The sequence below is a fragment of the Butyrivibrio sp. WCD2001 genome, assembly GCF_000424485.1.
GTDB lineage: Bacteria > Bacillota > Clostridia > Lachnospirales > Lachnospiraceae > Butyrivibrio.
This window is the reverse complement of the sequence record NZ_AUJZ01000005.1, coordinates 97,406-111,819: the sequence shown is the minus strand read 5'-3', so window position 1 is coordinate 111,819 and position 14,414 is coordinate 97,406. Positions and strand designations below refer to the sequence as shown.

Sequence of the window (14,414 nt, the reverse complement as noted above, 5' to 3'; positions counted from 1 at the left end):
ATTTCGATCCCATACCTTTATACCTTCCTAAAAATATAGTATTGCGTTAAAAGTTTTTTCTTTGCCTAACCCTTAAGGACGGGTTAAACACGTGCACGTTTGTTATGTATATACTTTATCTTTTATATGCAATTCTCTCTTGCTATACATTCCACGATTTACTGCAAACGTTTCATATTTTGGGCCAAAAAATAAGAGTGATGCAACAAATGATAAACATCGTTGCATCACCCTTTTAATCCATTGAAAAGATATGAATCATGCACACTTCGTGCGGCTCAAGGCTTGCATTAACCAAAATCGAATGATCCGAATCCTCAAGCTCCGCCTTCTCCAAAGTGAGCTTCGGGACGCTTATTGACTCAAGGTATTTCACATCGCTCCTTGTAAGTCTTGTCTCATACTGGAACTTCTGCCACTCATCAAGTATGCTTCCATGATTTCTGTTAAGAATGCGCCTTTTTATATACCAGTTACCGGTACCCTGCAAATGCCTGATGGTTACTGAAAGCTCCAGCGCCTGTCCTACCGTATATGATCCGGAACCCATCCTTTCAAGTGGCACCTCCTCCGGTCCGAGGAAATATCCCGCAGAAAACCAGGAATCATTGAAAAGCAGCATCCTTATACTGCCGCTATCTGTTTTCGTAATAATGTAATGATCACCGTGTGCCAAAAGCTTGTGTCCCAGCGCATTCAGAAAATCAAAGGAATAATAAGCAGGTTTCAGAATTCTGTCAGTGGATATAAGTCCGATACTTCCGTTTAAAAGTCCGGTGGTATCCATATAATTACTGATCCAGTCCGTAGAGCTCATTATTGAAAGCGCATCAACATGTCCGAGAAGCTTCTCAGCTCTGCCCGCTATATATGAAGCTCTGAAGCAGCTGTCATTTACATAGTTTCTGTTAGAAATAGAAATATTCCACTCGGTTATGAAAAGCTTGCTGTCCGATAATCCGGACTGTTCCATCAACTCTCTTATCTGGCGTACCTGCCGCAGTTCATTCTCAGGATCCTTGCATACACGTCTGTCATAGTTCCCTTCGTCATCAACTGAATTCACATAGGGGAACAGCAGGAAGGACACAAAATCCGGCGTCTCATCCTTTGCAACGAGACTCAAATACAGTGATCGAAGCTGCTCCCAGTCATTCTCAACCGTTCCACCGAAACCGCCGACCATTGCATCCGGTATCTTCCTTTTAACAGTCTTATACAGAAAATCGTATGCCTCTTGTACGGAATAGGAATCCCCCTGCCATAATCTGATATTGTCCTCCTGAAGAATCGGTATGGTAGATAGCTCGAAAATCCAATCAGATACTTCCTTAAGTCCGTATCTGTCGACTATATGATTGAAGAATTCCGAAACGGCTGTCTCCCAGGCCTTCCTGGACACAAAAGGAATATAGTCGTCCATTTTATATATCTCACCCGTGGACATAGCCGCCATATCAGGCTTTCTGCCAAGGCTGAGAAATACTTTGATGTGATGTCTTACAAGGAAGTCAAGCGCAATATCCACCATGTTAAAGTTGCAGGCTTTCCTTCCGCTGCCATCCGTTATCATCAGTTTTGTTGAAAAAAGTGTCCAGATACGAGCCATATCAAAATGGAGCTTGTCATGCAGATATTCAGTGTGATACTGCATGTTTGCACGTGTAAGATCATTGACACTTCCTATATTAAGCATGCGGTTCCAGATTTTTTCATAATCCTCACCGTCATTTTCGGATAAATCCACCGAAATGCTGTCAGACACTCCGACGCTTCCGTGAATAGCAACGTTGTTCTCAAGCTTTTCCCTGATCTCAACGTCAATTTTCTTCTTCTCATCCTCCTCTTTCTTCGCATCCTCGCTGTGAAGCTCACGGTACTGTGAAGGAGACATATTCATCTCTTTTCTGAAGGCGCGGTTGAAGGATGAAGAGTTGGTAAAACCGCAGGACAACGCTATCTGCGTCATGTTCTGATCGGTTGATGACAGCAAAAGAAGTGACTGCTGAAGCCTTAATCTTGTTACATAATCAGCAAAGTATACGCCGGTATTTTTCTTGAAAATTCTGGAAAGCGTTGATGCGGATACATACATGCTCTCCGCAAGCTCGGTGAGGTTAACTTCCTGATCCAGATTGCCGATGATATACTGCATCATCTGCTGCATACGCACATCGTTGTCAGGATTACCCTGCGCCTCATTGAGGTTCTGTGTCTGATAGTTCTCTATAAGAGTATCAAGAATCAGGTACAGGTTGCTGTCAATACGGCAGTCCGACTGGCGCGATCCGTAGAGATACTCCTCCGTCATATGGTAAAAAATGTTTCTTAAATCCTCGTAGGACTTACTCTTATCAGCCACCGAGTTGCAGTAAAAGAGCACATTTTTGCCCTTCATTACACTTCCGATCATCTTCATGGAAAAAAGAGCACGTCCCACAATAGACTCGCCCACATCTCCAAAACTGTACTCAACGCCGGGATTAATCATGACAACATCACCCTCGTTAAGGACGAAGCTATCCTCAAGCACGTTGACGGTAACGCTTCCCTCAATTGCAAAAAGAAGCGTCAGGCTCATAATAATGTGTTTTTCATTCTTTTCCGGTCTTACTATTTCATAAGAGCATGTATCAAAATTCATAGAAACATCCTTTTTTTATTTATTGGTGAATATTAATTGTAACATTTTGAAGATTTTTACGCAAAAAACGCCCCGATAAAGCTTACTGTAAGCTCTATCGAAGCGCTCAAAATATTACAGATTAAACAATAAGAAGACGTCTCTCATTTACGTGATGACCGAACTCGGGCATGTAAACCATGGGCTCCTTGTCGGGATCAAGTCCGTCCTGGATGATGGGCGGCATATAAGATGATGTCCAGCAGAAACCATACTTGAGGTCGTGATAACCCTGTGCAAGGCCGCCTTCCTTCTTAACCTTCAGAACAGCGGGAACTGTTGTCATCCAATGTGTATGGAAGTCTGAAGCCATCTCTTCGTTTGTGAAATCCTCACCCTTGATGTTCCAGGTGATGTTTTCCTTCTCGATCTTCTCACCGTCAACGAAAAGTGTGCCGGGACGAAGCTGTGAAAGGAAAATTCCTCTGTAATAGGGCAGTCTTACCTTGAACTGGAAGCCTGTAACATTGCCCTCTGCGTCTTTTATATTTCTGAATCCAACTGACTGGATTACCTGTTTCTCCATTGTATTTCTCTCCTTCTCTGCAAATCGGTATTAGTCACCAAGCACATCCTTAAGTAAGATGTGGTGTTTTCTGAGTGTCTGGCCTACTTCGTAGCCATCGTCATACTTGTCAGCACCTTCATACTCACTAAGGAGATATCCTTCGTAGCCGTTTTCTGCCATTACCTTGATAACCTCGCGGTAAGGAATTGTTGTCTCCTCAAAGTCATCACTCATGTTGATGAACTTAGCGTGGCAGCAGTAAATGTAAGGAAGAAGCGGGATGATATCCTCAGGCTTGTTGGGTGTGAAGTTGGGATCTACCCACTCACCGGGCTTGAACTCTGTACGGAAAACAGAGAAGTCAATGTTAAGTCCGAAGTTCTTAGTTCCTGTCTCCTTTATGAAATCAACGAAATCTGTCACAAGCTTGCCCTTCAGGTTGGAAGGTGTGTGAATCTCAGGGCACATCTGGATTCCGAGTTCCTCAGCAAGCGGAAGTGCTCCCTTGATGATCTCTCTCCAGTTATCAACAGGCTCAAGAAGGTCGTTGATAACGGGCATCTTGGTTCTCATAACTGTAAAACCAAGGCGGTGTGCGAGACGGATGTCTCTCTTAAGCATCTCAACAGACTCTTCTGTTGTAAGATCTCTGTCACCGAGAACGTGGCTGTCGATCCAGTTACCATATTCAACAGGAACGATCTCATACTTCTCGCAGAGATGATGCCATTTCTCAACCCACTCATCTGTGGGATAAGGATAGTTTTCGATATGTGTATTTGCAAGAATCTCAATACCATGAGCTCCCATGTCATAGAGATCTTCGAAGCAATCTTCAAGTGTTTTGGTAAGGCCAAACTCTGCTGAATAGCTGTAAAGAGCTACGCCGCGCTTGGGGCCTTTTTTGTTATACTGATACATTTTGAATATTCCTTTCTTTAATGTTATATCCCCTCATCCGGCACTTCGTGCCACCTTCTCCCTTGGGGAGAAGGCTTAAGGTGTTTTTTATTCGGGCTTGTACTCGTCGAAGTCGTATGTGATTACGCCGAAGTCTGTCTTCTGCTCACGAAGAGCGATGGACTTGGACATCTTCTTGATCTCTTCAGCTGTTACGCTGCGGCCAAGTTCATTTGAAAGCATAACACCCTCTGACAGGAATGCTGTCTGCATTGCGATATAGGGTGAGTCAATTCTTGTCTCATCTGTAAGATCTCCGCGGAGGTATGAATACCACTGAAGCTGGTTGTCGTTGTACATAGCCATCTCAGGGTGAAGAGCGAGCTCCTGCATACCTGTAACGTCGTCGATTGCACACTCAAGCTTTGTATCAAAGAGGCGACCCTTTTCATCAACACCAAAGTATTGAAGTCTGGGCTTCTGAAGAGCACCGCCGCCTACGATCTGTCCGCCTTCCGGAACAGCCATAGGGCCACCTGTCTGGTCAACGTCTGTAAACTTAAGTCCGCCGAGTGAACCAGCAATGAAGCTTGTTCCGATCTCATCCATGTGAATAGCCCAGTCTTCATAGATATCCATTGAAAGGCCGTTCTTGAAGCGAGCGATTGCAACTGAAAGATCTTCAACAGGTGTGTGGCAGTCTACTGCATCGTCGATTGCCTTATCTCTCCAGTAATCACAGGTTGTTGTGCCGTATACGCTCTCGAGCTCAGGCATGCCCATTACATAGAGCATCTGTGCGATGTGATATATACCAAGGTCGAAAAGAGGTCCGTGTACGCCTACGTTAGGATCTACGAAATCACGGCTGAAGAAAGGCATATCATAGCCGGGACGTCCCTGACGTCTGTGTCCAACTGATCTGCAATGGTAAATCTTACCAAGCTTTCCGTCAGCGATCATTTCCTTAGCAATTCTTGTCTGAGGGTTGTAGATTGAGCTGATCTGGATAGCGAGCTTCTTACCATACTTCTTCTGTGCATCGTAGAGAATCTTTGCATCAGCATAGCTTGCTGACATGGGCTTCTCTGAATAGCAGTCAAAGCCTGCTGCCATAACAGCTGTTGCAACAGATGTGTGAAGGTTGTTGTGTACACAAACTTCTACTTCATCGATGTCGTCTCTCTTAAGCATTTCTCTGAAATCCTGGTAGAGGCAATCCTCTGAAAGGCCATACTTTTTGCCCCAAGCCATAAGCTTGTCCTTGTCAATTTCAGCAGCAGCTACTACGCGAAGATTCTGTCCTCTCTTGTTGAGGTTCTCGATAACTGTCATGTGACGGTGTGAAATCATTCCGCAACCGATGATTGCAATTCTTAATTCCTTAGGTGTGTTCATTGTTTTCCTCCCTTATTTAAATGGAAATTGTTTTTTCCGTGAATGTACTGTTTATTGTTTTATATAATTCGATTTACCATCCGAAGATCCTGAGGTACTCGCGGCTTCTTCTTGCACACTCAAGTACGTCTGCATCGTAGTGCTCATCCTGCTCAACGATTACCCATTTTGCATTAGCCTTAACTGATGCCTCGAGAACGGGCTCCCAGATCATCTGGCCGAATCCAACGGGGCGGAATCCGAAGTATCCTGTATCTCCCTCTGACTCCTCTTCCTCGATTCCGATGAGCTTGTACATGTTCTTAACTTCACCCTTCTTGATGTAGTCCTTAAGGTGTACGATCGGGATTCTGTTTGAATACTTCTCGATGAACTCAGGTGCCTGACCTGTTGCAACATCGCACCAGCAGGTGTCAAGCTCGCACATGAGGTTGTCGTGGTCAATTGCCTCGAACATTGCATCGTATCCGTATCTTCCATCAGGAAGCTTTACAAACTCGAAGTCGTGATTGTGATAAAGGAATGTCATTCCTGCATCATGGATTTTCTTTCCTACTTCATTAAGAAGGGGAAGGAACTTTTCAAATCCTTCGGGATTAACCGGTCTGTACTCCTCAGCCATGTAAGGCATTACAAGGTACTGAACTCCGATCTCCTTGTAGTCTGCGATGACCTTATCAAGATCATCCATCATGTCTGCGAATGCAACGTGTGCACTTACAGGGGTAAGGCCAACCTCTTTAAGAGTCTCTCTTACGAAAGCGGGCTCAAGTCCGTAAAGGCCAGCCAGCTCAACGCCGTCATAACCGAACTCCTTGATCTTTGTCATTATGTTCTTGAAGTTCTCAGGTGTGTTCTCCAGAAGATCACGAAGACCGTATACCTGGATTGCAACAGGAAGTTTGCTCATTTTTATATCCTCTCTTTTCTTATAAAATACTCTCCCGGTACCGCCTCGATGCGGTATCTTATGTGTTACATGCAAGGCTTTGTTCCTTGCGTTTTTGTTATCTTATGGTCTATATATTATCGTTTTGAAAAGAGCTCCTCTTTGTTCAGATTTCTAAAAAAGGCACAAATATTGCAATAAAAAAGTGCATGCAAAAAATGCATGCAACAAATGAGCAACATATGTTTCATTTAATAACAGAGATAAGACTCAGCAATCAGAGCAGCGGCTTACGAACTCCTTGAATATCCGTCTGCTGTTGTCATCCTTTTTATATGAAAATTCAGGGTGCCACTGCAATGCCCACACAAAGCGTTTTCCCGGTAGTTCCACAGCTTCTGTCAGACCATCCTCTGATACTGCCATTACTTTTAAAGAATCGGCGACTTCCTTTACCGCCTGATGATGATAGCTGTTTACGCTGATTCTATCTGACTGAATCAGCTTATGCAGCCCGGATCCTTCTATAATATTTACTTCGTGAACAGGCACATCATAAGGTGGTTTCTGGTGATGCTCTGTCTCTGAAGGATGCTGTTTCCCCAAATCCTGATAGAGCGACCCTCCCAGATATGCATTCAGAAACTGAATACCTCTGCAAATTCCGAGAATAGGAATGTCCTTTTCCAGAGCCTGAACCAACAGCTCTTTTTCCATGCTGTCTCTTGCCTCGTAGCAGACAACAGAACTATCAAGCTTCTCTTCTCCATAAATCTCCGGGGATACATCCTGTCCGCCCGTCAGAAGAATTCCATCCACGGTATCAAGAAGCTGACGAATCGTCTCTTTATCTGAAGTTAACGGCAGCATTATCGGTATTCCACCTGCCTGCGTTATTCCATCCATGTACCCCGGCAGCATCCATAAGCTATCTTTTTCATCATCAAAAAGCGGTGATATGCCAATTATTGGTTTTCTCTTATCTATCATCTCATTATCCCCTTTATCAATCCGTCCTGTCTTACTTCCTATTATAAATAACAAAAGGCAAAGACCACGTTCGTTCTGAAAGCGTCTTTGCCTCTTTTCATAATAATATCATATTTTTTGCATTGTTTGCATTTTCTTCACACGACTTCACAGAGAGTTTTTTATCGGGCATTTGTGTTCTTGACTTTTTCACTTATTCCGCAGATTCTTGTTATCATGCACATCTGTGTTTTCAAAGAAAGACATCCTTTCACAGATATCTAAGAATAATTCATCTGTGAAAATAGACAAATTATCCATTCCACAGATTCCTAATATTTTTTCATCTGTGAAACAATCAAAGTATTCATTAACACAGATTTCCTACCAAAAATACATCTGTGAAATCCGACCAATAAGCTTTTCCGCAGATTTCCACATAACAATGCCACACAAAAAGGACCAGGCATCTATAATTTGCAAATCATAAATACCAAGTCCTTAAGATAATTCATGTATTACACAGCTACGATCCCCAATCCCCATTAAGCTTTAATCTTAAAATGTCACAGTATTTCCTGCAGGAACATATACATTTTTCTCGCCATAGGAGAACCACAGTGCCTTGGAAGTCGGATTCTTGCACATAGTCATATCAGTGTTGAAAATAAGCTGACTGAACGCATGGCAGTAATCATATGCTTCGATGTTGGTACAATACCAGATATCGTCGCGGCCGCCAATATACTCAGCGAACTCCTCGATCACGTTCCAGTTGTCGAACTGTTCGAACTCATAGGTGTGTCCCCAGAGATAGAAGAACATCGGATCCCACCAGTCCTTGGTCTCGACAAACCTCTTTGCAAGATTCATAAGCTCCGGATCAGCGTGGTGGCAGGTTGCAGGCAGTCTCATCCAATCCTTGGGAAGATGGAAATCATGTGTTGCCTCCACCGTTCTCGCATAGCAAATGCCGCAATTCTTAAGAATCTCCACACTTGTATCATCATAAGCACCATAAGGATAAGCAAAGCCTCTTACGAAGGTTCCGAAAATCTCCTCAAGTTCCTTTCTGTCCTTTGCAATCTCCTCTGTCGCAATATTCCCGGGAAGTCCCACAAGCGATGCGTGAGTGTAGGCATGCGCTGCAATCTCCCATTTACTCTTAGCATAAACCTGCTTCGTACGGTTAAGAGGCATGCGTCTGTGAATTGTGCCGGGCTCGTACTTCACATCCTCCGGAGGAAAACAACCGCTGTTAAGGTTAAAGGTTCCCTTCAATCCGTTCTTTTCTACTATTTCAATAAACTTTTCATCCTGCTCTACACCATCGTCATAGCTTAAAGTAAGCGCCTTCGGAAGGCCTCCGGGAAAGCGCATTATCATATTTGCCATAGTTCCTTCTCCTTTTTTCTATATAATAGCAGCATATTCCAAATAAGAAAGAATGCCGCTTGCGGCATTCTCGCGCCGAGCGCGGTTGCATTTATGCAACATATTCCTTTCGCGCGAGTGCGCATCCTCACGGAGTGTTTTTATATCATAGGAAAGCAATTTCCTATGATATAAAAAAGCCATATATGCTACATATTAATGTAACATATACGGCTACTGTGTTCTTGGGCATTATTGTTATGATAATGCCAATTATTGCTTTTAAACTCCTTACTCTGCGAGCATCAGAACAAGCATCAGCATAACGCCGAAATACGTCATCATAGTTGCAGTCATAAGTATCGGAGCGAAGTATAGAATGCGATTGTGTTTCATGATATCCCCCTACTATTAACACTTTTTTCAAGCATCGCTACCCTTATAATTTATCACCCCGTGTCCTACAAAAAGTCGTCAAGACAATTACTTAAATTCTTTAACCCCAAAGGATGAAAAGACGCATTGTCTGAAGGCATTAAGATCAGCAAAAGTGCGGTCTGAGAGCATCTGCGCTCCGATGTTACCGATGGCTGTTGCTTCCGAAGGGCCTGCATAAATCGTCTTGCCGGTTGCCCCCGCTGTCAGCTTATTCAGATACTCTGCGTTTGATCCGCCGCCTACTATATTTATGGAGTCAAAATGCTTCCCCGTAATCTCTTCGATTTCTTCTGCTGCCTGTTTGTAGCACGCTGCGAGAGATCTGTAAATCACGCGCGAAATCTCCCAAGGCGTGACAGGCACCGGTTGACCAGTTCTGTAACACTCATCCTGAATCGCCCTTATCATGGACTTAGGCGCAAGGAAAAGTTCGGAGTTGGCATCAACTATGGAATCGATTGTCTCCTTTTCAGCTCTTGCACAGAGATTTGCAAAGGAATAATCTGCTGCCTCCGCGTTATCACTGCAACCATCCCCGGAAGTATAGTTGTAGCCTGCCTCAAACTCCTTCTTCACGGACTGTATCATCCAAAGGCCCATGATATTTTTTAGGAATCTGTATCTGTGATCGTATCCTCCCTCATTAGTAAAATTAGCACTGCGCGCTGTTTCCGAAGTGTTCGCTTTTTCCAGCTCACACCCAAAGAGCGACCACGTTCCGGAGGAGATGTATAGAACATCCTCCGAGGTATTCGGAACACTCATGACTGCGGCGCCTGTGTCATGCGTCGCAGGTAGGATGACCTTGCAGTTAAAGCCCACTTTTTCCTGAATCTCTTTTGAAAGGTCTCCCACTTCGGTTCCGGGCATGGAGAGCTTTCCGAATAATTTTTTAGGAAAACCGAGTTTTTCAATAAGTTCGATGTCCCACTCGTTGGTTTCCGGATTTACAAGCTGCGTGGTGGTTGCATTGGTGTACTCCTGCCTTTTAACCCCTGTCAGCAGGAAGTGCAGATAGTCGGGAATCATCAAAAGCGATTCTGCCTTTTCAAGATTCTCGGGCTCCTTGGTTTTGCAAGCCATAAGCTGGTAAATTGTGTTGAAAATAGCCTTCTGAATTCCGGTGCGCGCATAAAGATCTTTTTCGGAAATAATCTTATAGAGCTCGTCGTCCATCCCATCGGTTCGGCTATCTCTGTAGGCATAAGTGCTGCCAATGATGTTGTCGTTTTTATCAAGGAGAACGTAATCAACGCCCCAGGTATCGATTCCCATGGAGGCGGGTGCTTTGCCCATCTCATGACACTTCTTCATGCCGGTAAGGATCTCTTCAAAAAGCCTCCCTGTGTCCCAAACCTTGTGACCGCTTTCGTCATCCATACCGTTGTAGAATCTGTGTATTTCTTCATATTGAATTTTGCCGTCTTCGATCCATGAAAGGATATGGCGACCCGAGGAGGCGCCTATATCGACGGCTAAGTAGTATTTTATATTCATGTTGCTATACCCTTTGTTTAATGCCCTCATCCGGCGCTTCGCACCACCTTCTCCACTGGAGAAGGCTCTTATATGTTAGCGCTCCCCGATTATGTTGCTCTTTTTCTCGTAGAGGCAGTCTTCGTTTACCTTGATTCCGAAGGGTTCATTGAGAGCCCTGAAATCATCGGGTTCGATAGTCTGACGCTTTGTGTTTGTCATGGACATAACCTTGACAAGGACCTCTGCTGCCTTCTCTACTGTGTGCATAAGTCCGAAGGTGATGTCGAAATCAGTTCCGCAGGCGAACATGCCGTGGTGTGCCCAGATAGCTACGTCCTGCTTTTTCATGATGTCGGAGGTTGCAACCGCGATGTCGCGTCCGCCGGGTACCATCCACGGTACAACGCCGATTCCATCAGGGAATACAACGGGGCACTCTGTAGCCATCTCCCATATCTCTCTTGTGAAGACTTCACCGTCAAGAGGGAGTACATAAGTAAGTGCAATGGTATTTGCAGGATGGCAGTGGTAAACAACTCTGATATCTGCGTTTCTCTTCTTGCACACTTCGAGATTCATGAGGTGTGAAGGAAGTTCGGAAGTAGGTCTTCCACCGTTCACAAGTCCCCACTGGATCTGGTATTTCTCGCCCTTGTCGTCCACTTTGATGATGCAAATATTTGCTGCGGGATCGATCTCCACGTTTCTGAAATATTTGCCTGAGCCTGTGACCATGAAGTATTCACCTGCAAGATCAGGTACGGTGGTTCCGATTTCTTTCCACTCTCCGTCTTCCTTAAGGTCTTCCTTTACTGATGCGATTTCTTCATCTTTTATTCTGTAGCTAAGGTTACCGCCGTTTCTCTCGTGCCAGCCCTGGTAGAAACCGTCTACACACATGCGGCAGAAACCTTTTGCAAATTCTGAATTAAGTACTTTCATGATATATTTCCTTTCTTTATGCTCTTTTCGTGAGCACTTCGTCCTCGTATTTCTTGCAGGCGTCGAACCACTCGTCTTCTGTGGGAACGCCCATCTTCTCGCAGTAGTAATCCCAGACATCTCCGACAGGCATCATTTTGATGCGCTCCTGAAGTGACATGAGCTCTGTGAAGTTACGCTCATTCTGAAGTGCACACAGCTTTTCATTAGGCTGAAGCTCTGCGTTCAAAAGTGCCTTCAGGAAGTTTCTCATACCATTTGTCCATGCAGATACGCGGTTGATGCTGGCATCGAAATAATCCATCCCGATAAAGAAACGGTCGGGGCCGTTCTTAACGATTTCCTGCGCGATTTCCTTCGCGTCGTCATTGTATATAACAACGTGATCGGAATCCCAGCGAACAGGTCTTGTTACGTGAAGTGCCATCTTTTCATTGAAAAGGAGCATTGATGAAAGCTTGTCCGCAACATTCTCTGTGGGATGGAAATGGCCTGAATCGATGAGGCACATGATTCCGTTCTTAGCTGCATAGCTTAAATAGAACTCCTGTGAACCTACTGTTACTGATTCCATGCCGATTCCAAATACCTTGGACTCAACTGCAACATATACCTTACTCTTGTCATAAGGAGTAGCAAGAATCTGATCAAGTGAATCCTTCAGGCGCTTTCTCGGTGAGATTCGATCCGGAATCACATCCTTGAAACCATCGGGAATCCAGATATTCATCATGCAGGGTACGCCGGTTTCTGTTGCAAAGTACTCTGATATCTTAAGGCATGCAATGCAGTGATCTACCCAGAATTTTCTAACAGTCTCATCCTCGGATGAAAGTGTTGCATTCTCTGCCATAGGATGAGAGAACATTGTGGGATTGAAATCAAGGCCAATGCCATGCTTCTTTGCAAAATCCACCCAGGCCTTGAAGTGCTTAGGCTCTAATTTATCTCTGTCTACCCATTCATCACCTTCAAATACTGCGTAGCAGGCATGAAGATTGAGCTTATGTTTTCCGGGTACAAGTGTGAATACCTCATCTATATCCTGCATGAGCTGCTCAGGTGTTGTAGCCTTATACGGATAATTTCCTGTTGTCTGAATTCCTCCGCTAAGAGGTCCCTTCTGATCAAAACCTACTACATCATCTCCCTGCCAGCAGTGCATTGAGAGACTGATTTTTTCAAGTTCGCTGATAGCCTTATCTGTATCAACGCCAAGCTTTGCATAACGCTCTTTTGCTGCTTCATATCTTTCCTTAACTATCATTTTTTGTAACCTTCCCTTCTTTTTTTGCTATCCGTTTATAATCCGGAAAAATATTGGCCAAGATAAATCAATCGTGAAAAACTCTCGTCTTAAACATCTTGAAATTATATTAAAACTCCCAGACGAAATATTTAAGGTCCTACATTGAAGAAAAATAGGTCCTTTATTGCAAATAATAAACACACATGTTAATTTAAAGACATAATCCTTCACGGAGGTCCTAAATGAACAGAGAATTACTGCAAAAGCTCAGTATTATCACAGATGAGGAGCAGTCCATACTGGATGGAAAAGAATATATAAACCGTGACTTGTACTATAGTCCTCAAGCGTCCAAAAAATCAGATGAGATTGATTCTGCGAGGGTATTAAAAAACGGACGCCTTATAGATATGCGTCCGCATGTGCGCTTTATTCACTTTCCGAAGCATACTCACAACTATGTTGAGTTCATTTATATGTGCAATGGTACTACAAGACATATCGTGGATGGTCAGGAAATTATTCTGAAAGAAGGCGATCTTCTTTTCCTGAATCAGCATGCCACTCAGGAAATATATCCGGCAGGTGAGAATGATATTGCAGTTAATTTCATGATACTTCCGGAATTTTTTGATGTGGTGCTTCCTATGATGGGAGCTCAGCCAAGCGCCCTTAGAGACTTCATAATAAGCTGCCTCACCAGAAGGGATTTGACCAGCGACTACATGTATTTTAATGTTTCGGATGTTCTTCCCATTCAGAATTTAATGGAAAACCTGATATGGAATATGCTGAACTCCGACAAAAACAGCAGAACCATAAACCAGGCCACTGTGGGACTTCTTTTCCTTAATCTCACAAATCATTCTGAGCTTATTCATATTGCTTCGAATTCCTATGAACAGGAGATAACGCTTAAGCTCCTCTCCTATATTGATACATCCTACAAAACCGCATCTCTTAAGGATTTTGCAGCAACAGAAAAAGCAGATGTATACACAATTAGTCGCATAATAAAAAAAGAAACAGGCCACACCTTCAAGGATTTCCTTCAGGAGAAGCGCCTTGAAAGGGCCTGCTCTCTTCTTGTTCGTTCAAATGCACCTATTGCCGATATCGCTATCTCTGTAGGCTATGACAACACCAGCTTTTTCCATCGTCTGTTCCGCAGAATATATGGCTGCAGTCCCAGAGACTACCGACTGGCTAATCACAGTTTTATACAGTGATTAAATATCCCAAAATACATCTGCCTGTAGCTAATATCATATTGCATTTTCAATTCTCATAAGTGCCTTTACATCAGGATCATGAGGTGCTGCTGTAAGCGGGTCTGAAAAGAAAATAACAAAATCAATTTTCCCCTCTACTATCTTAGTGCCGATCTGCTGGTCACCGCCAAGGGGGCCTGAATTATAACCGCGTACAGGAAGATTTGTTGCATCAGTTATCATACGAGCCGTTGTACCTGTTCCGCATAAAAAGTGCTTTGAAAGAATATCTGCATTATTTTTTCAAAAGAATTTTAGTATGTTATGATATAGCCATGAAAAAATATACGACTTATGGAAAATTCCAAAATGAA

The 14,414-nt window shown here is 43.7% G+C and carries 11 protein-coding genes and 1 pseudogene; 1 reads left to right on the top strand and 11 read right to left on the bottom strand.

From position 1 onward, the window contains the following. Positions 1 to 235: 235 nt before the first annotated feature. The 10 genes from G630_RS0105440 to G630_RS0105385 all read right to left on the bottom strand — a co-directional run bounded on the left by G630_RS0105440 (position 236) and on the right by G630_RS0105385 (position 12,847). Positions 236 to 2,644, bottom strand: a complete 2,409-nt coding sequence (locus tag G630_RS0105440; RefSeq protein ID WP_022762112.1) for a GH39 family glycosyl hydrolase — start codon at positions 2,642 to 2,644, stop codon at positions 236 to 238. Between the two features lie 121 nt (positions 2,645 to 2,765). Further along, the gene (locus G630_RS0105435) at positions 2,766 to 3,209 is read right to left on the bottom strand and encodes a C-glycoside deglycosidase beta subunit domain-containing protein (RefSeq protein WP_022762113.1); all 444 of its coding nucleotides are present in this window, start codon (positions 3,207 to 3,209) and stop codon (positions 2,766 to 2,768) included. A 30-nt stretch (positions 3,210 to 3,239) separates the two neighbouring features. Continuing rightward, positions 3,240 to 4,112: a sugar phosphate isomerase/epimerase family protein gene (locus G630_RS0105430; protein ID WP_022762114.1), complete on the bottom strand. Its 873-nt coding sequence runs from the start codon at positions 4,110 to 4,112 to the stop codon at positions 3,240 to 3,242. An 87-nt stretch (positions 4,113 to 4,199) separates the two neighbouring features. Continuing rightward, on the bottom strand, positions 4,200 to 5,489 hold the full coding sequence (locus G630_RS0105425; protein WP_022762115.1) for a Gfo/Idh/MocA family protein: 1,290 nt from the start codon (positions 5,487 to 5,489) through the stop codon (positions 4,200 to 4,202). A gap of 73 nt (positions 5,490 to 5,562) precedes the next feature. Next, positions 5,563 to 6,399 carry a sugar phosphate isomerase/epimerase family protein gene (locus G630_RS0105420; RefSeq protein WP_026497995.1) on the bottom strand — a complete coding sequence of 279 codons (837 nt, stop codon included), beginning with the start codon at positions 6,397 to 6,399 and terminating at the stop codon, positions 5,563 to 5,565. Positions 6,400 to 6,648: 249 nt separating this feature from the next. After that, positions 6,649 to 7,368 (bottom strand): gamma-glutamyl-gamma-aminobutyrate hydrolase family protein, encoded by a 720-nt coding sequence (locus G630_RS0105415; protein WP_026497994.1) that lies wholly within the window; start codon positions 7,366 to 7,368, stop codon positions 6,649 to 6,651. A 537-nt stretch (positions 7,369 to 7,905) separates the two neighbouring features. After that, entirely contained in the window at positions 7,906 to 8,742 is an 837-nt protein-coding gene (locus G630_RS0105410) for a polysaccharide deacetylase family protein (protein WP_026497993.1), read from the bottom strand. Between the two features lie 462 nt (positions 8,743 to 9,204). Continuing rightward, complete coding sequence (rhaB, locus tag G630_RS0105395) at positions 9,205 to 10,656, bottom strand: rhamnulokinase (RefSeq protein ID WP_026497992.1); 1,452 nt, start codon at positions 10,654 to 10,656, stop codon at positions 9,205 to 9,207. A gap of 75 nt (positions 10,657 to 10,731) precedes the next feature. Further along, the gene (gene rhaD / locus G630_RS0105390; protein ID WP_022762121.1) at positions 10,732 to 11,580 is read right to left on the bottom strand and encodes a rhamnulose-1-phosphate aldolase; all 849 of its coding nucleotides are present in this window, start codon (positions 11,578 to 11,580) and stop codon (positions 10,732 to 10,734) included. Positions 11,581 to 11,596: 16 nt separating this feature from the next. Beyond that, positions 11,597 to 12,847 (bottom strand): L-rhamnose isomerase, encoded by a 1,251-nt coding sequence (locus tag G630_RS0105385; RefSeq protein WP_026497991.1) that lies wholly within the window; start codon positions 12,845 to 12,847, stop codon positions 11,597 to 11,599. Positions 12,848 to 13,071: 224 nt separating this feature from the next. Between G630_RS0105385 and G630_RS0105380 the strand changes: the two genes are divergently transcribed. Next, a complete protein-coding gene (locus tag G630_RS0105380; RefSeq protein WP_026497990.1) occupies positions 13,072 to 14,058 on the top strand; it encodes an AraC family transcriptional regulator in 987 nt (328 codons plus the stop codon). A 51-nt stretch (positions 14,059 to 14,109) separates the two neighbouring features. Here G630_RS0105380 and G630_RS20835 read toward each other — a convergent pair. After that, positions 14,110 to 14,331: pseudogene (locus G630_RS20835) on the bottom strand (methylglyoxal synthase); the annotation flags it as partial. Positions 14,332 to 14,414: the final 83 nt, after the last annotated feature.